Source organism: Delftia sp. Lp-1 (genome assembly GCF_020523835.1).
In the GTDB taxonomy this organism is placed as follows: Bacteria; Pseudomonadota; Gammaproteobacteria; order Burkholderiales; family Burkholderiaceae_C; genus Comamonas; species Comamonas acidovorans.
In genome coordinates this window covers 2378152-2398101 of sequence record NZ_JAJALJ010000001.1, presented here as the reverse complement: position 1 = coordinate 2398101, position 19950 = coordinate 2378152, and the positions used below count along the sequence as shown (strand labels likewise).

General features: G+C 67.6%; 19 protein-coding genes. All 19 read left to right on the top strand.

All coding sequences use genetic code 11. The features are described 5' to 3' along the window. The first annotated feature begins 13 nt into the window (after window positions 1-13). The 19 genes from tssK to LGR64_RS10650 all read left to right on the top strand — a co-directional run bounded on the left by tssK (window position 14) and on the right by LGR64_RS10650 (window position 19915). Window positions 14-1348: a type VI secretion system baseplate subunit TssK gene (gene tssK / locus LGR64_RS10740; RefSeq protein ID WP_230355408.1), complete on the top strand. Its 1335-nt coding sequence runs from the start codon at window positions 14-16 to the stop codon at window positions 1346-1348. A 21-nt stretch (window positions 1349-1369) separates the two neighbouring features. After that, complete coding sequence (locus LGR64_RS10735) at window positions 1370-2701, top strand: DotU family type VI secretion system protein (RefSeq protein ID WP_012205670.1); 1332 nt, start codon at window positions 1370-1372, stop codon at window positions 2699-2701. A gap of 4 nt (window positions 2702-2705) precedes the next feature. Next, window positions 2706-6362 (top strand): type VI secretion system membrane subunit TssM, encoded by a 3657-nt coding sequence (gene tssM / locus LGR64_RS10730; RefSeq protein WP_230355407.1) that lies wholly within the window; start codon window positions 2706-2708, stop codon window positions 6360-6362. Next, window positions 6344-7048 carry a type VI secretion system-associated protein TagF gene (gene tagF, locus LGR64_RS10725; protein ID WP_230355406.1) on the top strand — a complete coding sequence of 235 codons (705 nt, stop codon included), beginning with the start codon at window positions 6344-6346 and terminating at the stop codon, window positions 7046-7048. Before tssM ends, tagF begins: the two co-directional genes overlap by 19 nt. Before the next feature lie 57 nt (window positions 7049-7105). Beyond that, on the top strand, window positions 7106-8131 hold the full coding sequence (gene tssA, locus LGR64_RS10720; RefSeq protein ID WP_141831944.1) for a type VI secretion system protein TssA: 1026 nt from the start codon (window positions 7106-7108) through the stop codon (window positions 8129-8131). Further along, entirely contained in the window at window positions 8128-8550 is a 423-nt protein-coding gene (locus tag LGR64_RS10715; RefSeq protein WP_230355405.1) for a hypothetical protein, read from the top strand. Before tssA ends, LGR64_RS10715 begins: the two co-directional genes overlap by 4 nt. Before the next feature lie 123 nt (window positions 8551-8673). Then, on the top strand, window positions 8674-9216 hold the full coding sequence (gene tssB, locus LGR64_RS10710) for a type VI secretion system contractile sheath small subunit (protein WP_012205675.1): 543 nt from the start codon (window positions 8674-8676) through the stop codon (window positions 9214-9216). 28 nt (window positions 9217-9244) lie between these two features. After that, window positions 9245-10738, top strand: a complete 1494-nt coding sequence (gene tssC / locus LGR64_RS10705) for a type VI secretion system contractile sheath large subunit (RefSeq protein WP_012205676.1) — start codon at window positions 9245-9247, stop codon at window positions 10736-10738. Between the two features lie 117 nt (window positions 10739-10855). Beyond that, window positions 10856-11227 (top strand): hypothetical protein, encoded by a 372-nt coding sequence (locus LGR64_RS10700; RefSeq protein WP_013802359.1) that lies wholly within the window; start codon window positions 10856-10858, stop codon window positions 11225-11227. A gap of 20 nt (window positions 11228-11247) precedes the next feature. After that, window positions 11248-11799: a hypothetical protein gene (locus LGR64_RS10695; protein WP_230355404.1), complete on the top strand. Its 552-nt coding sequence runs from the start codon at window positions 11248-11250 to the stop codon at window positions 11797-11799. A gap of 48 nt (window positions 11800-11847) precedes the next feature. After that, window positions 11848-12654 (top strand): type VI secretion system accessory protein TagJ, encoded by an 807-nt coding sequence (locus LGR64_RS10690; protein ID WP_230355403.1) that lies wholly within the window; start codon window positions 11848-11850, stop codon window positions 12652-12654. A 46-nt stretch (window positions 12655-12700) separates the two neighbouring features. Further along, complete coding sequence (locus LGR64_RS10685; RefSeq protein ID WP_043823013.1) at window positions 12701-13633, top strand: hypothetical protein; 933 nt, start codon at window positions 12701-12703, stop codon at window positions 13631-13633. A gap of 17 nt (window positions 13634-13650) precedes the next feature. After that, window positions 13651-14181, top strand: coding sequence for a hypothetical protein (locus LGR64_RS10680; protein ID WP_141831938.1), 531 nt, complete (start codon window positions 13651-13653; stop codon window positions 14179-14181). 9 nt (window positions 14182-14190) lie between these two features. Next, window positions 14191-14745, top strand: a complete 555-nt coding sequence (gene tssE, locus LGR64_RS10675) for a type VI secretion system baseplate subunit TssE (protein ID WP_012205683.1) — start codon at window positions 14191-14193, stop codon at window positions 14743-14745. A 23-nt stretch (window positions 14746-14768) separates the two neighbouring features. Next, the gene (tssF, locus tag LGR64_RS10670) at window positions 14769-16643 is read left to right on the top strand and encodes a type VI secretion system baseplate subunit TssF (RefSeq protein WP_012205684.1); all 1875 of its coding nucleotides are present in this window, start codon (window positions 14769-14771) and stop codon (window positions 16641-16643) included. Continuing rightward, window positions 16640-17830, top strand: a complete 1191-nt coding sequence (gene tssG, locus LGR64_RS10665) for a type VI secretion system baseplate subunit TssG (protein ID WP_230355402.1) — start codon at window positions 16640-16642, stop codon at window positions 17828-17830. The genes tssF and tssG overlap by 4 nt, the downstream gene beginning before the upstream one ends. A gap of 24 nt (window positions 17831-17854) precedes the next feature. Next, on the top strand, window positions 17855-18688 hold the full coding sequence (locus LGR64_RS10660; protein ID WP_230355401.1) for a hypothetical protein: 834 nt from the start codon (window positions 17855-17857) through the stop codon (window positions 18686-18688). Between the two features lie 5 nt (window positions 18689-18693). Beyond that, a complete protein-coding gene (locus LGR64_RS10655) occupies window positions 18694-19326 on the top strand; it encodes a hypothetical protein (protein WP_230355400.1) in 633 nt (210 codons plus the stop codon). A 52-nt stretch (window positions 19327-19378) separates the two neighbouring features. Beyond that, window positions 19379-19915 (top strand): hypothetical protein, encoded by a 537-nt coding sequence (locus LGR64_RS10650; RefSeq protein WP_230355399.1) that lies wholly within the window; start codon window positions 19379-19381, stop codon window positions 19913-19915. Window positions 19916-19950 lie beyond the last annotated feature (35 nt).

The following is a 19950-nucleotide window of genomic DNA, read 5'->3' as shown; positions in this document are numbered from 1 at the left end:
ACATCTATCCACCATGGTCTGGCAACGCAAAGTCATCTGGGCCGAGGGCATGTTCCTTCGGCCCCAGCACTTCCAGCAGCAGGAGCGCTTCCTGTTCCGGCAACTGCAGTCACGCAGCCTGCCGGGGCAGCCCTTTTTCTGGGGCTTCTCGGAACTGGAGCTGGACACCGATCTGCTGCGCATGGGCAAGCTGGGAATCCGTTCGGCCCACGGCGTGCTGCCCGACGGCACGCCGTTCCAGCTGCCGGGCGACGACGAGGCGCCCACCCCGCTGGACGTCGGCAAGGACGTCAAGGACGTGGTGGTCCACCTGGCGCTGCCGCTGCGCCGCTTCTCGGGCAGCGAAGTGACCTTTGGCGAAGGCTCCCAAAGCCCCGCGCGCTATCTCAGCGACGTGACCGAAGTGGCGGACAGCAACGACGTGGGTGCCCAGCCCGCCGAGGTGCAGCTGGGCCGGCTGCGCCTGAGCCTGCGCCCCGCCCACGAGCTGACCGAAGGCTGGGTCAGCCTGCCCGTGGCCCATGTGGTGGAGCGCCAGGCCAGCGGCGGCGTGCTGCTGGAGCCCGGCTTCATCCCCACCGTGGTCAACAACGGGCCCAGCTCGGTGCTCAACACCTTCTGCAAGGAAATCCACGGCCTGCTGCGCCAGCGCGGCGAAGTGCTGGCCCAGCGCATGATCCAGCCCGAGCGCGGCGGCATCGGCGAGGTAGGCGACTTCCTGCTGCTGCAGCTCATCAACCACTGGACGGGCGCGGCCCAGCACTGGGTGCGCACCGCCAGCATCCACCCCGAGCGCCTGTTCGAGGAACTGCTGCGCCTGGCCGCCGAGCTGACCACCTTCGACCACGAGCGCCGCCGCCCCGAGGTGCTGCCCGCCTACGACCATGACGACCTGCGGCGCAGCTTCCCGCCGCTGATGCTGGAGCTGCGGCGCAGCCTGTCCTCGGTGCTGGAGCAAAACGCCATCCAGATCCCGCTGCACGACCGCCAGTACGGCGTGCGCGTGGCGCTGATCCCGTCCACCGAACTGCTCACCACCTGCGACTTCGTGCTGGCCGCCCATGCCCAGACCACGCCGGAATTCCTGCGCACCCACTTCCCCACCCAGACCAAGCTGGGCCCCGTGGAGCGCATACGCGACCTGGTGAACCTGCACCTGCCCGGCGTCACGCTGCGGCCCCTGCCCATTGCCCCGCGCGAGATTCCCTACCACGCGGGCTACAACTATTTCGAGGTGGACACCACGCACGATCTGTGGAACCAGCTGCAAAGCTCCGGCGGCCTTGCCATGCACGTCTCCGGCGAATTCCCCGACCTGCAACTGGAGTTCTGGGCCATCCGCCGCTGACGGCGCGACGCATCTTCCGACATGAACAGTTCCAACATCAGCCACCAAATGCCCTGGGGCGGCGACGCCGACACGGGCCGTGCCGAAGGCGCGGCCAGCGCCGCGCCCGCGCCTGCCGGCCAGGAGCCGCTGCGCTCCAACCTGCCCGACGTGGTCAGCGGCGGCAACCCGCTGGTGGCCGCCGCCAACCGGCTGCTGAACCTCATCCCCCAGATCCGCGCCATGGTCACCAACGAAGACCCGCGCGCGCTGCAACAACTGCTGCTCGAGCACATCCGCGAATTCGAGCAGCGCGCAGGCGCCAGCGGCGTGCCCATGGAAACCATCATCGGTGCACGCTACTGCATCTGCACGGTGCTGGACGAAACCGCCGCCCAGACGCCCTGGGGCAGTGCCGGCGTCTGGCCCAAGCACAGCCTGCTGGTCGCCCTGCACAACGAAACCTGGGGCGGCGAGAAGTTCTTTCAGCTGCTGGCCCGCCTGGTGCAGACGCCGCACCAGCACATCGACCTGATCGAGCTGCTGTACTACTGCGTGATGCTGGGCTTTGAAGGCCGCTACCGCGTGATCGACAACGGCCGCGCCCAGCTGGAAACGCTGAAGGCGCGCCTGCTGCAGCTCATCGAATCCACGCGCGGCGACCGCAGCAGCCTGCTGTCCGTGCACTGGCGTGGCGTGCAGCGCCTGGCCTCGCCGCCCTGGGCCATGGTGCCGCTGTGGGTGGCGGCTGCCATCACCTTGCTGCTGGCGTTCTTCATCTACCTGTGGTTCAGCTACCGGCTGTCCAACAGTTCGGACGACCTGTTCGCCGCCATCAACGAGATCCGCTTCCCGCGCACCTCGGCGGCCGCCACCGTCGCCACGCTCAAGCCGCGGCTGCGCCAGTTCCTGGAGCCCGAGATCCGCGAAGGCCTGGTCAGCGTGCGCGACGAGGCCGACCGCAGCACCGTCATCCTGCGCGGCGACGGCCTGTTCGACCCGGCCGCCACCGTCGTGAAGCCCCGCTACGTGCAGGTCATCCACCGCGTGGCAGCGGCCCTGGACGAAGTGCCGGGCAAGGTCGTCGTCAACGGCTACACCGACAACCTGCCCATACGCACGGCGCGCTTCCCGTCCAACTGGAACCTGTCGCAGGAACGTGCCCAGGCCGTGTCCCAGATGCTGGGCGGCTCGCTGCGCGACCGCCAGCGCCTGCATGCCGAGGGCCGTGCCGACAGCGACCCCGTCGCCCCCAACAACACGGCAGAAGGCCGGGCGCTGAACCGGCGGGTGGAAATCGTCCTGCTGGTCGCGCCCCAGCAACGTGACCAGCAACTGCAGGCCCTGCCTGCCGCACCCGAGACCAGGAACTGATCCCATGATCCGTCGCATCGCCTCATGGCTGTTCAACCGCTACATGCTGGAGCTTCTGGGCCTGGTGGCCCTGAGCCTGCTCATCTGGTTCGTCGGCCCGCTCGTCTTCATCCAGCCCTACCAGCCGCTGGGCAGCCCCACCGTGCGCTGGTGGATCATCGCCGGCCTGTTCATCCTCTGGTTCCTGCGCCTGCTGCTGCGCTGGTGGCGCGCACAGCGCATGAACGAGCACCTCATGACCGGCCTGGCCCGCCTGACCTCGCCGCGCGAGGCGGACGGCACGCCCGCAGCAGGCTCCGAGGAAGTGGCCGAGCTGGAGTCGCGCTTCAAGGAAGCCCTGGACACGCTGAGCAAGACCCGCTTCGGCCAGACCGAAGGCGGCCTGTTCGGCCGCTGGAACAAGCGCTACATCTACCAGCTGCCCTGGTACCTGATCATCGGCTCGCCGGGTTCGGGCAAGACCACGGCCCTGATCAACTCGGGGCTGGACTTCCCGCTGGCGGCCCAGTTCGGCAAGCGCGCCATCCCCGGCATAGGCGGCACGCGCAACTGCGACTGGTGGTTCACCGACCAGGCCGTGCTGCTGGACACGGCCGGCCGCTACACCACCCAGGAAAGCGATGCGGAGCAGGACAAGGCAGCCTGGAAGGGCTTCATGCAGCTGCTCAAGCGCTTTCGCGGACGCCAGCCCGTCAACGGCGTGATCGTCACGCTCAGCGTGCAGGAGCTGCTCAGTGCCAGCGACGCCGAGCGTGCCCAGCTGGCCCAGCTGATCGGCCTGCGCCTGAGCGAGCTGTGCGAGGAGCTGACCATCCGCTTCCCCGTCTACGTGCTGGTCACCAAGAGCGACCTGCTGGCGGGCTTCAACGAGTTCTTCGGCGCCATGAGCCGCGAGGAGCGCGCCCAGGTCTGGGGCTTCACCTACCCCTATGACGAAAAGACCCAGCGCTCGCCCGCCAGCGACCCGCAGGCCGCCAGCGCCCTGTACATGGAGGAGTTCGACGCCCTGGTCGCCCAGATCGACCGCCTGCTGCCCCAGCGGCTGATGACCGAGCCCGACCTTGCGCGCCGCAGCCTGCTCTACGCCCTGCCCCAGCAGTTTGCCGGCCTCAAGGACGTGGTGCGCGACACGCTGGATGCGGCGTTCTCCGCCTCGCGCTTCAAGGAAAAGCCGCTGCTGCGCGGCGTCTACTTCACCAGCGGCACGCAGGAGGGCATGCCCTTCGACCGCGTGATGTCGGCCCTGTCGCGCCGCTTTGCGCTGCGTGGCCGCCTGCCGGCCGATGCCGTGCCGCAGCAGGGCCGCAGCTATTTCCTGGAGTCGCTGTTCAAGGACGTGATGTTCAACGAGTCCGGCTTGACCGGGCGCAACGCCAAGAAAGAGCGCCAGCTGCGCCTGATGCAGGCCGCCGGCCTGTGCGCGCTGCTGCTGGCCCTGGGCGGCGCGGCCCTGGCCTGGACGCTGAGCTACGAGAACAACCAGCGCTACCTGAACGAAGTGGCCGACAACGCCGGCACGCTGCGCCAGGCCGTGGAGGAATCCAAGGCCACCGATCCCGACAACGTGGTCGCCCTGGTGCCCATGCTCAACCACGCGGCGCGCGTGGCGCAGAGCAGCCGCTTCGAGGAATCGGCCCCGCTGGGCTGGCGCTGGGGCCTGCTGCAGGTGCCCAAGGTGCAGACGGCCGCCCACGCCACCTACCTGCGCCTGCTGGAAGACGCCTGGCTGCCGCGCCTGAGCAGCCATGTCGCGCGCTCGCTGCGCCAGGTCAGCACCGGCAGCCCCGAGGCCAGCTACGAAACGCTCAAGGCCTATCTCATGCTCTACGAGCCCGACCACTTCGACGCCACCTTCGTCAAGGCCTGGCTGCGCAGCGATTGGGAAAACACCCTGCCCCAGCATCTGGTGCAGGCCGGCCTGGTGGACCAGCTGTCCGAACACCTGGACCGCCTCATCGACGGCCGCGTGGTGGTCTCCGCCCAGCCCATCGACGCCAACCTGGTCGCCGAGGTGCGCCAGCGCCTGGCCCAGATGTCGCCCGCCCAGCGCGCCTACAGCCGCCTCAAGCAGCTGCTGAACACCGGCGACAAGCTGCCGCCCGACTTCAGCGTGGTGCGTGCCAGCGGTCCCGAGGCGCCCCAGGTCTTTGCGCGTGCCAGCGGCAAGCCGCTCACCCAGGGCATCAGCGGCCTGTTCACCTATGACGGCTACCACGGCCTCTTCCTGCACGAGCTGCCCAAGGTCACCACCTTGCTGGCCAAGGAGGAAACCTGGGTGCTGGGCCAGGCCGAAGGCCGGCGCAGCGTGGCCCAGGAAGTGCTCACGGGCCAGCTGGCCAACGAGGTCAAGCGCCTGTACCTGATGGAGTACGCGCGCCTGTGGGAAACCTTCCTGGCCGACATCCGCCCCATACGCACGGCCTCGCTGGAGCAGGCCGGCGAGCAGGCCCGCCTGTACTCGTCCGCCAACTCCAGCCTGGAGCAGTTCATCCGCGCCGTGGCCCGCGAGACCACGCTGGCCCGCCGCCCGGAACAGCAGGAAGGCGGCAGCTCCGGCAGCACCAGCAGCTGGCTGGGCGAGAAACTGCAGCGCATCCGCGAGGAACAGCACCAGCTCAGCCGCCTGACCGGCAAGCCGCTGAACGTGGGCGGCATGCTGGCCACCGGCACGCTGGAGGCCGACATCGTGGACTTCCGCTTCCGCGAGTACCGGCGCCTTGCCACCAGCAACGGCTCGGGCCCGGCGCCCATCACCGCCAGCCTGCAGGTGCTCAACGAAGCGGCGGCCGTCATCGCCTCGGCGCGCCAGCAGGTGATCCAGGGCGGCGGCGTGCCTCCCTCGCTGAGCGGCACGCTGGAGAAGGTGCGCTCGGAAGCCAAGCGCGTGCCGCCTCCGCTCAACAGCATGTACGAGGCCCTGGCCACGTCCACCTCGTCCTTCGTGGGAAGCAGCGTGCGCAGCACGCTGGGCGGCAACCTCAACGCCACCATCGGCGACTTCTGCCGCCGGGCCATCCTGGGCCGCTACCCCTTCACGCGCAGCGCCACGCGCGACGTGACCACGGACGACTTCGCCCGCCTGTTCGCCACCGGCGGCACCATGGACGAGTTCTTCCGCACCCAGCTGCAGACCATGGTGGACATCTCCACCGTGCCCTGGACCTTCAAGCAGGGTGTGGACGGCACGCCCGTGGGGGGCTCTGCCTCGCTGGCCGCCTTCCAGCGCGCGGCCTCCATCCGCGACGTGTTCTTCCGCGCAGGTGGCAACACGCCCGGCATTCGGCTGGAGATCAAGCCGCTGGACATGGACGCCTCCATCTCCCAGATGGTGCTGGACGTGGACGGCGAAATCGTGCGCTACCAGCACGGCCCGCAAATCCCCAAGGCCGTCTCCTGGCCGGGCACGCGCGGCACCGGCCAGGCCCGGCTGCAGATCACGGCCGCCGGCGCGCAGAACACCGGCATCGTGACCGAAGGCCCCTGGGCGCTGCACCGCCTGTTCGACCGTGCCCAGATCCTGCCGGGCAACTCGCCCGAGCGTTTCACGGCCATCTTCACCATCGACGGACGCAAGCTGCGCATGGAAGTCACCACCAGCAGCGTCCTCAACCCATTCCGGCTCAAGGCCATGGAGGAATTCGAATGTCCGGACCGGCTGTGAACGCCATGACCCTCCAGCGACCCTGCGCCGCCTGGTGGGGCAAGCTGCCAAGCCAGGGCGATTTCGTCGGCCGGCGCATGCCCCACGCACTGACCATGCGCTGGGACGAGTGGCTGCGCAACGGCATGGACCAGCTGCGCAGCGATGCGGCCGACAACTGGTCCACGCGCTTCGTGCACTCGCCGCTGTGGTTCTTCCTGTGCCCCGCCTCCATCCTGGGCCAGCCCATGGTGGGCGTGATCGGGCCCAGCTCCGACCGCATCGGCCGGCTCTTTCCACTGGCCATCATGGCCACGGTGGACGGCAGCTCCGGCACGCCGGCGTCGGACCAGGACATCGAACGCTTCCTGAGCGGCGCACGCGATGCGCTCATCGACGCACGGCGCCTGCCCCTGTCGGCCCAGCAGCTCGACGAGCGGCTGGCCACCCTGCAATGGCCGTTCCAGCAGGACGGCCGCACGCCGGACAGCGCCTCCATCCACAGCCTGCTGGCGGACCTTGACATGGGCGCCTCGCAGGGCAACGCCGCGCGCCTGCCGCGCATGGACTGGCGCGCCTGCATGCGCCCCGGTTCCACCACCTCCGTCTGGTGGATCTCGGCCACGCCGCGCCACGCCCCTGACGAAGTGGTCCAGCACGAAGTGCTGCACCGCCGCCTGTTCACCCGGCTGTTCAAGGGCGCCTGAGTTCGTCCAGATCGCACCGTCCACTCCACACCATACCCAAGCAACACCGACCCGCCCATGGCCAATATCCAGGACCTGCTGACCGAGACCGCCGCCGAGCCGCCCTGCGGCCCGGACCTTACCTATGACAACGATTTCCAGGCCATGGAAAGCGCTGCGCAGGGCAAGGTAGAACAGCAGTTCGGCGACACCGTCATCCCCGCCGAGCCACCGGACTGGCGCGACGTGGAGCGCCAGGCCTCGGCCCTGATGCAGCGCACCAAGGACCTACGCGTGGCCGTGCTGCTGTGCCGTGCCTGGACCATCCTGCACGGCCTGCCCGGCACGCTGCAGGGCCTGCAGCTGTGCGGCGCCCTGCTGGAGCGCCACTGGGAGCATGTCCATCCCCTGCCCGAGGATGGCGACGACTACTTCATGCGCATGAACGCCCTGGGCACCCTGTCGGACGTGACAGGCTTTGTGCGTGACCTGCGCAACGCCGACTTCCTGCGCGGCGCGCTGGGCCAGATCAGCGTGCGCGACGCCGAACTGATGGCCAAGGGCAACGTGCCCGAGGACCTGCCGCACCTGACCGCCGACGAATTGCGCATGGCCTCGGCCCGCGCGCATGCCGAGGGCCACGAAACCCTGCTGGCCGTCACCCCTGCGCTGCAGGAGCTCGACCAGATCCGCGCCTGCTGCGAACAGCACCTGCCCAGCCACCAGCAGCCCGAGCTCGACGGCCTGCGCCAGCTGCTGCTGGCCCTCAAGCAATGGCAGCCCCAGTCCACAGGCGATGCCGACACGGCCGCTGAAACCGAGCCGGCCGCACAGGCCGGTACTGGGGACGGCCTGGCAGCCCAGCCCGCGCCCGGCGCACCCCACACCCCGGCGCGCAACCGCGAACAGGCGATTGCCCAGTTGCTGGAAATCGCCGCCTTCGTGGAGCGCACCGAGCCCTCCAACCCCGCCCCCCTGCTCATCCGCCGCGCCGCCCGCTTCATGCGCATGGGCTTCATGGACATCCTGCGCGAGCTGTCGCCCGACAGCCTGGCCCAGGTGGAAGTGATCACGGGCGCCCACCTGCAGGAGCAGCAGACATGAGGGCCAAATGCTGTTTCATGGCCCTGGGCGTGGGTCTCTCGACGCCAGCCTTCGCAGATGCCGGTGCACGGCCTGCAAACGCCATCGAGCGCATCACGATCCGCGATGGCACCGCCAAAAGCGAAGACCCCCGCATCCATTGCGATTCACTGCGCATTGACGAAAAGCGCGCGCGCTACTTCCTGCGCCACGCCAAGCCCAGCAGCCAGTTCAATTACGCGCATGCCTATGAAACCGGTAGCTGCAGTGCCCGTGCCGTCGTGCGCTTCAAGGGAGGCCGCCAGGTCAACCTGACCATCGACAGCGGCACGGGCTGGGGGACGGCGGAGAACAAGCGATCCATCGCCTACCTCTACTGCGAGGAATGCACGGACCTGCTGGACCCGGACTTCGCTTTCAAGGAGCTGGCTGCCCCATGACACCCACACCGTCCCCCTGTTTCCACACGGCCTCTTGCGCCCTCAGCCCTTCGGTCCGCCGCAAGGCGGGACTCCAGGCTTTTTACTTCTGCGACCTATTTTTTTCTTGAAAGGAACACCCGCATGTCGCTCACCAAAACCGGCAAGAGTGGTCAGAAATTCATCGCGCGCAACCGTGCGCCGCGCGTGCAGATCGAGTACGACGTCGAGATCTACGGCTCGGAAAAGAAGGTGCAGATCCCCTTCGTGATGGGCGTGCTGGCCGATCTGTCGGGCAAGCCCGTCGATCCGCTGCCCGAAATCGCCGACCGCAAGTTCCTGGAAATCGACATCGACAACTTCGATGCGCGCATGAAGTCCATCAAGCCCCGCGTCGCCTTCCAGGTGGACAACACGCTGACGGGCGAGGGCAAGCTCAACATCGACCTGAGCTTCGAGAGCATGGAGGACTTCTCCCCCGCCGCCATCGCGCGGCGCGTGGGCGCGCTCAACTCGCTGCTGGAGGCACGCACCCAGTTGCACAACCTGCTGTCCTACATGGACGGCAAGCAGGGCGCCGAGGAGCTGATCGGCAAGGTGCTCAAGGACCCTGCGCTGCTCAAGTCGCTGGCCGCCGCGCCCAACATCACTGCCCCGCAGGCCTCGGGCCCTGCATCCGAGGCTTGAGGCAGCACATCAGGAAGGCAAGCACGTCATGAATACCGCAACCCAACTCGAACAATCGACCCAGGCGCTGGCCGGCAGCGAATTCGGCAGCCTGCTGCAAAAGGAATTCAAGCCCAAGACCGACCAGGCCCGCGAAGCCGTGGAAGCGGCCGTGCAGACGCTGGCCCAGCAGGCCCTGGGCTCGGCGATCACGCTGTCCAACGATGCCTACCAGACGGTGCAGGCCATCATTGCCGAGATCGACCGCAAGCTGTCCGAGCAGATCAACCGCATCATCCACCACGACGACTACCAGAAGCTCGAAGGCGCCTGGCGCGGTCTGCACCACCTGGTGACCAACACCGAGGTGGACGAGATGCTCAAGATCCGCGTCATGAACATCTCCAAGAAGGAGCTGCACCGCAACATGCGCCGCTTCAAGGGCGTGGGCTGGGACCAGAGCCCCGTCTTCAAGAAGGTGTACGAAGAGGAGTACGGCCAGTTCGGCGGCGAGCCCTTCGGCTGCCTGGTGGGCGACTACCACTTCGACCACAGCCCGCCGGACGTGGAGCTGCTCGGTGAAATGGCCAAGGTGGCCGCCGCGGCCCACTGCCCCTTCATCTCGGGCGCGGCGCCCGCCATCATGCAGATGGAATCCTGGCAGGAGCTGGCCAACCCGCGCGACCTGACCAAGATCTTCACCAACACCGAGTACGCCGCCTGGCGCAGCCTGCGCGAGTCCGATGACGCCAAGTACATCGGCCTGGCCATGCCCCGCTTCCTGGCACGCCTGCCCTACGGCGCGCGCACCAACCCGGTCGATGAATTCGACTTCGAGGAAGAGACCGACAGCGGCGACCACGGCAAGTACTGCTGGGCCAACTCGGCCTACGCCATGGCGGTCAACATCAACCGCTCGTTCAAGTACTACGGCTGGTGCACCTCCATCCGCGGCGTGGAATCGGGCGGCGCGGTGGACAACCTGCCGGCCCACACCTTCCCCACCGACGATGGCGGCGTGGACATGAAGTGCCCCACGGAAATCGCCATCAGCGACCGCCGCGAGGCCGAGCTCGCCAAGAACGGCTTCATGCCCCTGGTGCACCGCAAGAACTCGGACGTGGCCGCCTTCATCGGCGCCCAGTCGCTGGCCAAGCCCGCCGAGTACTACGACTCCGACGCCACGGCCAATGCCAACCTGTCGGCGCGCCTGCCCTACATGTTCGCCTGCTGCCGCTTCGCGCATTACCTCAAGTGCATCGTGCGCGACAAGATCGGCTCCTTCCGCGAGCGCACCGACATGGAGCGCTGGCTCAACGACTGGATCATGAACTACGTGGACGGCGACCCGGCCAACTCCTCGCAGGAGACCAAGGCCCGCAAGCCTCTGGCCGCCGCCGAGGTGCAGGTGCAGGAAGTCGAGGGCAACCCCGGCTACTACACCTCCAAGTTCTTCCTGCGCCCCCACTACCAGCTGGAAGGCCTGACGGTGTCGCTGCGCCTGGTGTCCAAGCTGCCTTCCGTGAAGCAGGGCGCGAAGTAAGACTGCCCGCCCACCTGGCTCCTGGTGCCGACACGCTCGCACCAGGGCCAGGCCCCATAACAAGAAACAGGCCTGGAGAAGCTTTCCCCTCCAGGACCCAATTCAGAGAGGCTTTTCATGCCCTGGAATGTAGACAACGCCGTCGCCACCCTGCAAACCAATGCCCGCGCCAGTTCGGCCGGCTACTGCGCGCGCTATGTGCGCGATGCGATCGGCGCTGGCGGCATCGCACTGCAGCGCACGCGCGATGCCAAGGACTACGGCACCAGCCTGGTGGCCGCCGGCTTCACACGCTACGACGCCATGCCTGAAGGTGGCTACAAGAAAGGCGATGTGGCCGTGATGCAGGGCTTCACCTCATCGCCCGCCGGCCACATGCAGATGTTCGACGGAAGCGTCTGGATCTCGGACTTCAAGCAGAACGGTTTCTGGGCAGGCCCCGGCTACCGCACCCACAAGCCCGCTTTCAAGATCTACCGCCATCCCTGATGCGCCCATTGAGCCACGCCATGAACGCCTTTTCCAAAGCCTTCTTCACCCTGCTGCTGGCCGGCACGGCCTGCGCCACGGTGCAGGCCGCCCCCGTCACGACAACAGCGACGGCAGCGGACATCACCACCCTGTTCACCGACGCCCTGCATTGCCGCATCGAGTTTCCCGATGGCCGCGACGAAGCGCTGGCCCAGCGCCTGCGCGCCCAGGGCGTGACCGTGGTGGACCGCGCGCCCGGCGAAAGCCTGGACCTGCTCTACCTGTTTGCCACGCCGCTGGAGATCGATGGCACGCAGGTGTCCTCCATCACCGTGCGCGGCGGCAGCGGCAGCATTGTCGCGGCGCGCGCCACGGGCAGCCTGCAGGCGCTGGTCCAGCGCACCAAAGCCCGGCCGCAGGCGCGCAGCAGCTGGAACCTGGAAGGTTTCGGCGAGCTGCCCGCCCAGTACGCACGCGCCATGCCGCTCAGAAAGGGCCTGGACGAGACGCCACCGCGCATCGTCATCGGCCATGTGGCCGGCGAGGCGCCCGACGCCGTGCGCTGGGGCTGCCGCTCCTACGACGACTGACCGGGGCGCAGCCGCACCCCGCCCCTCTCTTTTTCCTGCGTTTTCACCATGCCCCTGCCCAGCTTCACCTCACAGCTTTCCCTGGACGAGCAACTCAAGGCCCTGAAGGACCAGATCCGCCAGGCCCCGGCCTCGGCGCCCCTGCGCGTCTACTACTTCCAGCTGCTGTGCGTGCTGGGCGAATGGCAAAAGGCACTGGAGCAGCTGCAGCTGTGCGCCCAGCTCGACCCGTCGTGCGAGCCCATGGCGCGCGCCTACCGCGAGGCCATCCGCTGCGAAGTGCTGCGTGCCGAGGTCTTCGCCGGCAAGAAAAAGCCCTTTCTCATGGGCGAGCCCGCGCAATGGCTGGCCTGCCTGATCGACGCCCTGGCCCATGAAGGAGCGGCCGCCCAGGACCTGCGTGCCCGCGCCCTGGACGAGGCGCCCGCCACGGCCGGCCACATGGGCGAGCACCGCTTCGAATGGCTGGCCGACAGCGATACCCGCCTGGGCCCCGTCTGCGAGCTGCTGGCCCACGGCAGCTACTACTGGCTGCCCTTCGACGCCATTGCACAGATCGGCTTCGAGCCCGTGCAGGACCTGCGCGACCTGATCTGGCTGCCCTGCGAGGTCACGCTGCGCGAGGGCGGCGCACTGCAGGGCTTCATGCCCGCGCGCTATCCGCTGGTGCCCGGTGATGACGATGCCGTCCGCATGTCGCGCCGCACGCAGTGGAGCCCGCTGGACTCAGGCTCCTCCGATCCTGACGAATCCTCGGGCCACGTGGCCGGCCACGGCCAGCGCATCTGGGTCACCGACTCCGAGGACTTTCCCATGCTGCAGGTACGCCAGCTCACGCTGAGCACCGCTGCCTGATCCCCCTCCCCTTTTCACCACCCGCAAGACCAGACACCTGCCCACAATGTCCGCATCGATTGCCTTCACCCTCTTCCAAGTCAACTACGCCAAGTCCATCGCTGATGAGATGGAACGGCGCCAGCTGGATGTCCTGGTGCTCACGCCCCTGGAGTACCTGGGCATCCTCGCGGACAAGGCACGCATCGACCCGCGGCTCGCCTCCCGGCTGCACGCCATCCTGGCGCAGACGCCGCTGGGCGAGTACTGGACCAAGGTGATGAGCCCCAACGTGGGCGAGCCCTGGGTCGCGCCTGCGGCCCTGGGCTCCATGGATGCCTACATGATCGCCAGAACCCTGCAGGCCCTGGGCATGGCCGGCGTGGGCTCCTACGTCAAGACCACGTCCAGCGGCACCTACATCATCATCAGGGGCCATGCGGGCCTGCGCGGCCACCTGCTGCGCGGCACGCGCTACCTGGCCTCCAACCCGCGCATGGTGCAGATGGGCCTGGGCATGCGCGGGCTGCAGAACGTGGCCAGGGGCGGCTTCATCCTGGGCGTGGTGGTCTCCAGCCTCATCGAGTCGCTGGACTTCATGTTCAACGACGAAAAGACCATGCACGACCTGGTTGGCGGCATTGGCGTGGAGGCCGTCAAGGCCGGCCTGGCCACCATGGTGGGCCTTGGTATAGGCGCTGCCGTGGCTGGCGCCACCGCCGTGGCCGTGCTCCCGCTGGCCGCCATGGCCGTGGCCGTGCTGGTCACAGGCATGGCGCTGAATGCAGCCGACCAGAAATGGCAGATCAAGCAAAAGGTGATTTCCGCCCTGAAATCCCTGACCGATGACACGCCCCAAGGCCTGTACCGCGTCAACACCCAGTCGCCCGAATGGAAGAAGCTGAACCAGGACAACGGTCAGCAGCCCGACGGTGACATCGCCTGCGCGCCCGGCCCCGGCAGTACCGGCCTGCTGTGCAGCATCAACCGTCAGAAGTGACAGGGACCGAATACTCCATGCAAGACCGCGTCCGCCAGAACCGCAGGAACGCCATCTGGGCCATCCCCCTTGGCATGGCCCTGCTCGCGGCCAATGCGTACCTGGTGCTGGCGGAGATTGCGCCCGACATCCGGGGCCTGCTCGATCGCGCGCCTGCCGTCAGGATCACGCCGCTGTCGCCACTGGCCATCACAGCGCTGGCGTTCCCGCTGGTGATGGTTGCGGCCGTCATCGCCAATGCCATTCCCTGCAGCAAGACCGTGCTCAAGAAGGTGGAGTACGCACTGATGGGCGTCCTCGCCATCAATGTGCTTTCCATTGCCGTGTCCTTTCTGGTGGTTGCGCCACTGCAGCACTACGCCATGCCCCGGATGGGATACGAGCGCTGCAACATCCTCCAAGGCCATCCCAGCATGTACTTCACCGACTGGGTCAGCAACCCCGCATGGTGCGTGCGCGGCAAAAGCCGGGAATGGGTGAATGAGCAGGCGCTGCGGGGGAAAGAGTCCTCCAGCCTGCCCTCCCTTTCCAGCCACTTCAGCTCCTGAGGACCCTGCATGCGCCCCAGTCCCCTCAACCCCATGCCCACGCTGCGCACGCGCCAGAACCAGGCGACCGCAGCCAAGGACCGGCTGCAGCCCGCCCTACTGGACCGGCTGACCGACCATGAGCCCCATCTGCGCACCGAGCGGCCCGATGCGGTCTTCGTGAACGAATCCCGCCTGCGCGAGGCCCTGCTGCGCGATCTGGGCTGGCTGCTCAATGCGCGCGATGCCTGGGACCACGTGGAGATGGAGGGGCTGGAGCATGTGCAGCGTTCGGTCATCAACTACGGCATGCCGCCGCTGGCCGGCCAGCTGCTTTCCGAGCTGGACTGGAGCCATGTGGAGCGCAGCATCCGCGAAAGCATCCTGGCCTTCGAGCCGCGCATCCTGCCCAAGACGCTGGCCGTGACGCTGCTGGCCTCCACCGAGCAGCTCAACCACCACAACACGCTGCAGTTCGAGATCCGCTGCCAGTTCTGGTCCATGCCCTATCCGCTGGAGCTGCTGCTCAAGACCAGCCTGGACCTGGAGACCGGCCAGGTCTCGCTGCAAAACCTCAGGGCCTGAGCCCGGACGCCGCCACCCACACCATGAATCCCCGCCTCGTCGAGTACTACAACCGCGAACTGGCCTATCTGCGCGAGCTGGGCGCCGAGTTCGCCGCCGCCTTCCCCAAGGTGGCGGGCCGCCTTTCCCTGCACGACACCGATGTGGCCGACCCCTACGTGGAGCGCCTGCTGGAAGGCTTCAGCTTCCTGAGCGCGCGCATCCAGCTGAAGATGGATGCGGAGTTTCCGCGCCTGTCCCAGCGCATGATGGAGATGGTCTGCCCCCACTACCTGGCGCCCACGCCATCCATGGTGGTGGTCCAGCTCAAGCCCAGCGCCAAGGAAGGCAACCTCGTGGACGGCTTCACCCTGCCCTCTGGCAGCGTGCTGCGCACCCACAAGTCACAGGAAGAGCAGACCATCTGCGAATTCCGCACCGGCGGGCCGCTGACGCTGTGGCCGCTGGAGATACGCCAGGCGCGCCTGGGCGGCCCGGCGCTGGACCTGCCCCATGCGCTGGTGCCCCAGCTGGGCGAGGCCGGCGGCCACCTGCGCCTGCAGTTGGCCACGCTGGACGCCTCGCAGTGCATGCAGCTGGCGATGGACCAGCTGTGGGTCTACATCCATGCGGGCGATGTCGTCGCCTCCCACCTGCAGGAGCTCATCCACACGCAGACGCTGGCCATCGTGGTCCACCACCCGCAGGACCCGCGCCAGGTCTGGGACGTGCTGCAGCCCGATGCACTGCGCGCCGAAGGCCATGACAGCGAGCAGGCGCTGATTCCCTATTCGCACCGCGCCTTCCAGGGCCACCGTCTGCTGCACGAGTACTTTGCGTTTCCCGCGCGGCAGCGGTTTTTCTCGATCAACGGCCTGTCGCGCAGCATGCGCCGCATCGCCCATGACGGCGTGGGCATCACCGTGCTGCTGCGCCGCGCCGCGCCCACGCTGGAGCCGCAGATCGACGCGGCCAAGCTGCTGATGCACTGCATTCCGGCCATCAACCTGTTCGAGTACACGGCGGACCGCCTGCATGTGGCCTCCAACGTGCACGAGTACCACGTCATTCCCGACCGCACGCGGCCGCTGGACTTCGAGGTCTACGGCGTGCAGGCCGTCACCGGCCACCACGAAGGCAAGACCCAGGACCGCGAATTCGCGCCGCTGTACGCATCCACGCACGGCCTGCACTCCACCGAGCAGGCCTACTTCACCACGCGGCGCGAGCCCCGGCTGTTTTCCGAGCGCAGCCTGCGCAGCGGACCGCGCACGCAGTACCTGGGCTCGGAAGTCTTCATCTCCCTGGTGGACCAGCGCGAGGCCCCGTTCTCCGACGACCTCAAGCAGCTGTCCATGCACACCCTGTGCACCAACCGCGATCTGCCCCTGCTCATGCGCGTCAACCAGCCGGGCGGCGACTTTGCACTGCAGGAATCGGCACCCGTGGAATGGGCCCGCGCCATCGCCGGCCCCAGCGCGCCCATCCCCGCCGTGGCCGACGGAGGCCTGACCTGGCGATTGATCTCCCACCTGAGCCTGAACTACCTGGCCATGACCGATCTGTCCGACGAGGAAGGCGCGGCCACGCTGCAGGAGCTGCTGCGCCTGTACCTGGACCTGGGCAACCACCAACTGGCCGGGCAGATCGCCGCCATCCAGGGCATGCGCATCGAACCCATCACGCGCCGCCTGCCCCAGCACCGCCAACTGGTCTACGGCCGCGGCGTGGGCGTACACCTGAGCGTGGACGAGCCGGCCATGGCCGGCGTCAGCCCCTGGCCCCTGTCCAATGTGCTGGAGCGATTCTTCGCCCGCCATGTGGGCGTCAACAGCTTCACCGAGCTGCAGTTGCACTCGCGCCAGCGCGGCCCCGTCGCGCGCTGGACTCCGCGCCCCGGGCAAAGGCCTGGCATATGAGCAATGCTGCCCACGCCCCCCTGCCCGAACCGGAACACCTCCAGTCTGCGGCTCCGGCTCCAGTACCAGCGCCCGCGCGTGCGCCCGTGCAGGCCACCGGGCCCGAAGACGCCCGGGCGCGCCTGTTCTGGCAGCGCCTGAGCGCCAAGCCCTACCAGTTCGACCTGATGCACAGCCTGCGCTACCTGCAGGCACGCCATCCCGCGCTGCCGCGCCTGGGCCAGGCCACGCGCCCCAAGGACGAGCCGCTGCGCCTGGGCCAGGACCCGTCGCTGGCCTTCGCCCCCGCCACCATTGCCGAAATCCTGCCCTCGCGCGCCGGCGAGCCCGAGCGCATGACGGTCTGGAACTTCGGCCTCTACGGCCCCAACGGCCCGCTGCCCACGCACATTACCGAATACGTGCGCGAGCGCCTGCGCCAGCATGACGACGCCACGCTGGCACGCTTTTCCGACATCTTTCACCACCGCATGCTGCTGCTGCTGTTCCGCGCCTGGTCGGACGCACAGCCCACCGCATCGCTGGACCGCCCGGGCGAAGACCCCTTTGGCCGCTACATAGACAGTTTCATAGGCGCCGGCCTGCCCAGCCAGCGCGCGCGCGACGACGTGCCCGACCACGCCAAGCGCTTCATGGCCGGCCATCTGACCCGCTGGACGCGCAACCCCGAAGGCCTGTGCCAGGCCCTGTCGCACTACTTCCAGATTCCCGTGAAGCTGGAAGAAAACTGCCTGCACCACCTGGAGCTGGAGCCCGAGCAGCAGACCCGGCTGCAGGGCCGCCCCTGCAACTCGCGGCTGGGCGTGGACGCCGTCGTGGGCTCGCGCGTGCCCGATGCGCAAAGCAAGTTCCGCCTGGTGCTCGGCCCGCTGGGCCTGGCGCAATACCAGCAGCTGCTGCCCCAGGCCGCACTGTTCCAGACCCTGGTGGACTGGGTGCGCAACTACCTGGGCATCGAATTCGCCTGGGACTACGTGCTGGTGTTGCGCCGCCAGGAAGTGCCTGCCGCCCGGCTGGGCAGCAGCACCCAGCTGGGCTGGACCACCTGGCTCACCCACGCCGAGCCCGCACAGGACGCGCGCGACTTCCGCCTGGACCCCGAAGCCTGGCTGCGCCAGCGCCGCCAGCCCGTGCGGGGCCGACGCCCCGGCCCCAGTCCTCGAGCCACTGAATCACCGAACCACTGAATCACCACTTCCCTGCTTGCACACATGCCCACCGTACAGATCAAGTTCCCGCACAACGCCCCGGTCCCTTCCACGCTGACGCTGGTCGAAGGCAACCGCCTGCGCGTCAAGATCGAGGCCGTCGCCAAGACCTACAAGCTGGGCGCCAGGATCGAAGCGCCCAGCATTCTTGCGGCCCAGCCCCCGGCCCACAACGCCCGCGCCGACAGCTGGCAATTCGACTTCGTGGTGCAGCAGCCCGGGCTCACCAAGCTCAGCATCGTGGCTGTGCAGGGAGCCGGGCTCAGCGTCATGCCCGCAGCCATCACCGTGCAGGTGGAGAAAAGCATTTCGCTGCCAGCGGAGAGCACGACGGAGGGGATGCTGGCAAGGCTGTTCCTGGCGGAGAACACCTCGCCCGCACTCGGTGGCTCAAGCTGGCGAATTGAAGACATTCGGACTTCCATGCAATGGATGCGGCGCGTGATCGAAAACCGCCTCAAGAGCCCGAATCCCGGGGATTTCATGGCACGTGGCGCCACCAGCGAAAAAGACATCGTCATGGCAAACGACCGTGGATCGGTCCAGTTCCACGGGTTCAACCTGTATCCCACGCTGCCATCCGAAATGGCAGGAAACCTTCAAAAGTATCTCCAGAACGCCAACAACGGCCTTCACCCGCAGCGCAAGGCCTATCTGGATTTTGTGCAGGCCGCCATCGACATCGCCCAGGCGCCAGTGCCCCCGGACCCCACATCCACAGGGCTCTTCGGTTGGAAAACCAACGAAGCTCCCCAGCCAGGCCCCGAATTCCGCGAACACAAGACCCTGTCCGGCAACACGTTCTACACCCATACCCGCTTGCGCAAGAAGGACTGAAGCCCATGCCTGAACTTCAACAAGCCCTCCAGCGACTGGGCTCCCCCAGCCACCACGTCCATTGCGCAATGCCTGCCCTTGCCAAGCCGGCCAGCGCCTCGGTCGGTCTCGCACGGGCAGCGTGCCTGACCCTCCTCGCAATCGTAAGTTGGCACGCTGGCGCTGCAGCACCGGCAGACACAGCCGATGCCGCACCAAAACACGCCGCGGCCGCCGACTTCTCGCGCCCGGCCTCTCACTACGTGGCATCGGTTGCGGCCCTTCGCAACTATCTGCAAGCCAAGGACGAAGCCAACAACACCCAGAAAGCCCAGAGCAGGCAGAACTTTTGCTTCGTGCAGCAGCACAACCGCACCGTAACCCCTGCGCGCTCATCGGTCTGGATGGTCTGGCTGGAAGGCGGCCAGATCGCCAATCTGGGGCAGCGCCGCTTCGCCGGCAAACCATCGCCGGATGAAGCGCAATGGGACGGCGATGCCTTGGCCGAAGCCAAGGCCATCCACCTCGCGACCGACGTTCGTGAAACGGTGCAGGAAACGACCGGCAGCAGCATCCTCGTCGAGCGTGCCTGGGTGGACCTGCTGCTGGCGCAGTGCAAGGCCAAGGGCCGCACCATCAAAGTGGCTCCTGCCCGATAGCCGAATGCCGCATCTCCACCAATCCTGGTTGCCGCCCAGCCGGATGTGCCGGATGGCCTGTCTGGTGGCCGCGCTGGCCCTGCCCGCAACAGTCCTGGCTCAGGCCAATGCTGCGGCAGACAACGGCAGCCCTGCGCCAGCAGCCTCCCAGGGTCTCCCCCCTGACGACTTCTCACGTCCCGTCAAGGCCAGCATCCCTTCGCCTGCCGTACTGCGCGCCTACCTTCGACTCAAGCTGCAGTACGCAGACACCTCCTTGGCGGGAAGGCGTCAGCACTTTTGCTTTGTCCAGCAGCGCTCCGCGCCGCCCGAAGATCCAAGCCCCTTCGTCTGGATGATCTGGCAAGACGGCGGCGAGATTCTCAGCCTGGGCTCGCTGTTGGCCCCGGCACATGCCACGCCGCAGGAGGCCGAGGAGTACGGCGAAGGCATGGCGCGCAACAAATCCATCCGCCTGGCCACTGGCGTCCGTGAAACGGCAGAGGAAATCACCGGCAGCAGCTTCCTCGTCGAACGCGCCTGGGTCGACCGGCTGCTGGCGCAGTGCCAGGCCAAGGGCCGCAAGGTCGAAGTCCGCCCCCGCCGCTAGCCGGCATTCCCGGCCCCCATTCATCCACTCTTTTT

What these genes read in the sequence shown, in the direction of transcription:
- tssK (WP_230355408.1), top strand. Translation starts at nt 14, where the DNA reads ATGGTCTGGCAACGCAAAGTCATCTGGGCCGAGGGCATGTTCCTTCGG.
- LGR64_RS10735 (WP_012205670.1), top strand. Translation starts at nt 1,370, where the DNA reads ATGAACAGTTCCAACATCAGCCACCAAATGCCCTGGGGCGGCGACGCC.
- tssM (WP_230355407.1), top strand. Translation starts at nt 2,706, where the DNA reads ATGATCCGTCGCATCGCCTCATGGCTGTTCAACCGCTACATGCTGGAG.
- tagF (WP_230355406.1), top strand. Translation starts at nt 6,344, where the DNA reads ATGTCCGGACCGGCTGTGAACGCCATGACCCTCCAGCGACCCTGCGCC.
- tssA (WP_141831944.1), top strand. Translation starts at nt 7,106, where the DNA reads ATGGCCAATATCCAGGACCTGCTGACCGAGACCGCCGCCGAGCCGCCC.
- LGR64_RS10715 (WP_230355405.1), top strand. Translation starts at nt 8,128, where the DNA reads ATGAGGGCCAAATGCTGTTTCATGGCCCTGGGCGTGGGTCTCTCGACG.
- tssB (WP_012205675.1), top strand. Translation starts at nt 8,674, where the DNA reads ATGTCGCTCACCAAAACCGGCAAGAGTGGTCAGAAATTCATCGCGCGC.
- tssC (WP_012205676.1), top strand. Translation starts at nt 9,245, where the DNA reads ATGAATACCGCAACCCAACTCGAACAATCGACCCAGGCGCTGGCCGGC.
- LGR64_RS10700 (WP_013802359.1), top strand. Translation starts at nt 10,856, where the DNA reads ATGCCCTGGAATGTAGACAACGCCGTCGCCACCCTGCAAACCAATGCC.
- LGR64_RS10695 (WP_230355404.1), top strand. Translation starts at nt 11,248, where the DNA reads ATGAACGCCTTTTCCAAAGCCTTCTTCACCCTGCTGCTGGCCGGCACG.
- LGR64_RS10690 (WP_230355403.1), top strand. Translation starts at nt 11,848, where the DNA reads ATGCCCCTGCCCAGCTTCACCTCACAGCTTTCCCTGGACGAGCAACTC.
- LGR64_RS10685 (WP_043823013.1), top strand. Translation starts at nt 12,701, where the DNA reads ATGTCCGCATCGATTGCCTTCACCCTCTTCCAAGTCAACTACGCCAAG.
- LGR64_RS10680 (WP_141831938.1), top strand. Translation starts at nt 13,651, where the DNA reads ATGCAAGACCGCGTCCGCCAGAACCGCAGGAACGCCATCTGGGCCATC.
- tssE (WP_012205683.1), top strand. Translation starts at nt 14,191, where the DNA reads ATGCGCCCCAGTCCCCTCAACCCCATGCCCACGCTGCGCACGCGCCAG.
- tssF (WP_012205684.1), top strand. Translation starts at nt 14,769, where the DNA reads ATGAATCCCCGCCTCGTCGAGTACTACAACCGCGAACTGGCCTATCTG.
- tssG (WP_230355402.1), top strand. Translation starts at nt 16,640, where the DNA reads ATGAGCAATGCTGCCCACGCCCCCCTGCCCGAACCGGAACACCTCCAG.
- LGR64_RS10660 (WP_230355401.1), top strand. Translation starts at nt 17,855, where the DNA reads ATGCCCACCGTACAGATCAAGTTCCCGCACAACGCCCCGGTCCCTTCC.
- LGR64_RS10655 (WP_230355400.1), top strand. Translation starts at nt 18,694, where the DNA reads ATGCCTGAACTTCAACAAGCCCTCCAGCGACTGGGCTCCCCCAGCCAC.
- LGR64_RS10650 (WP_230355399.1), top strand. Translation starts at nt 19,379, where the DNA reads ATGGCCTGTCTGGTGGCCGCGCTGGCCCTGCCCGCAACAGTCCTGGCT.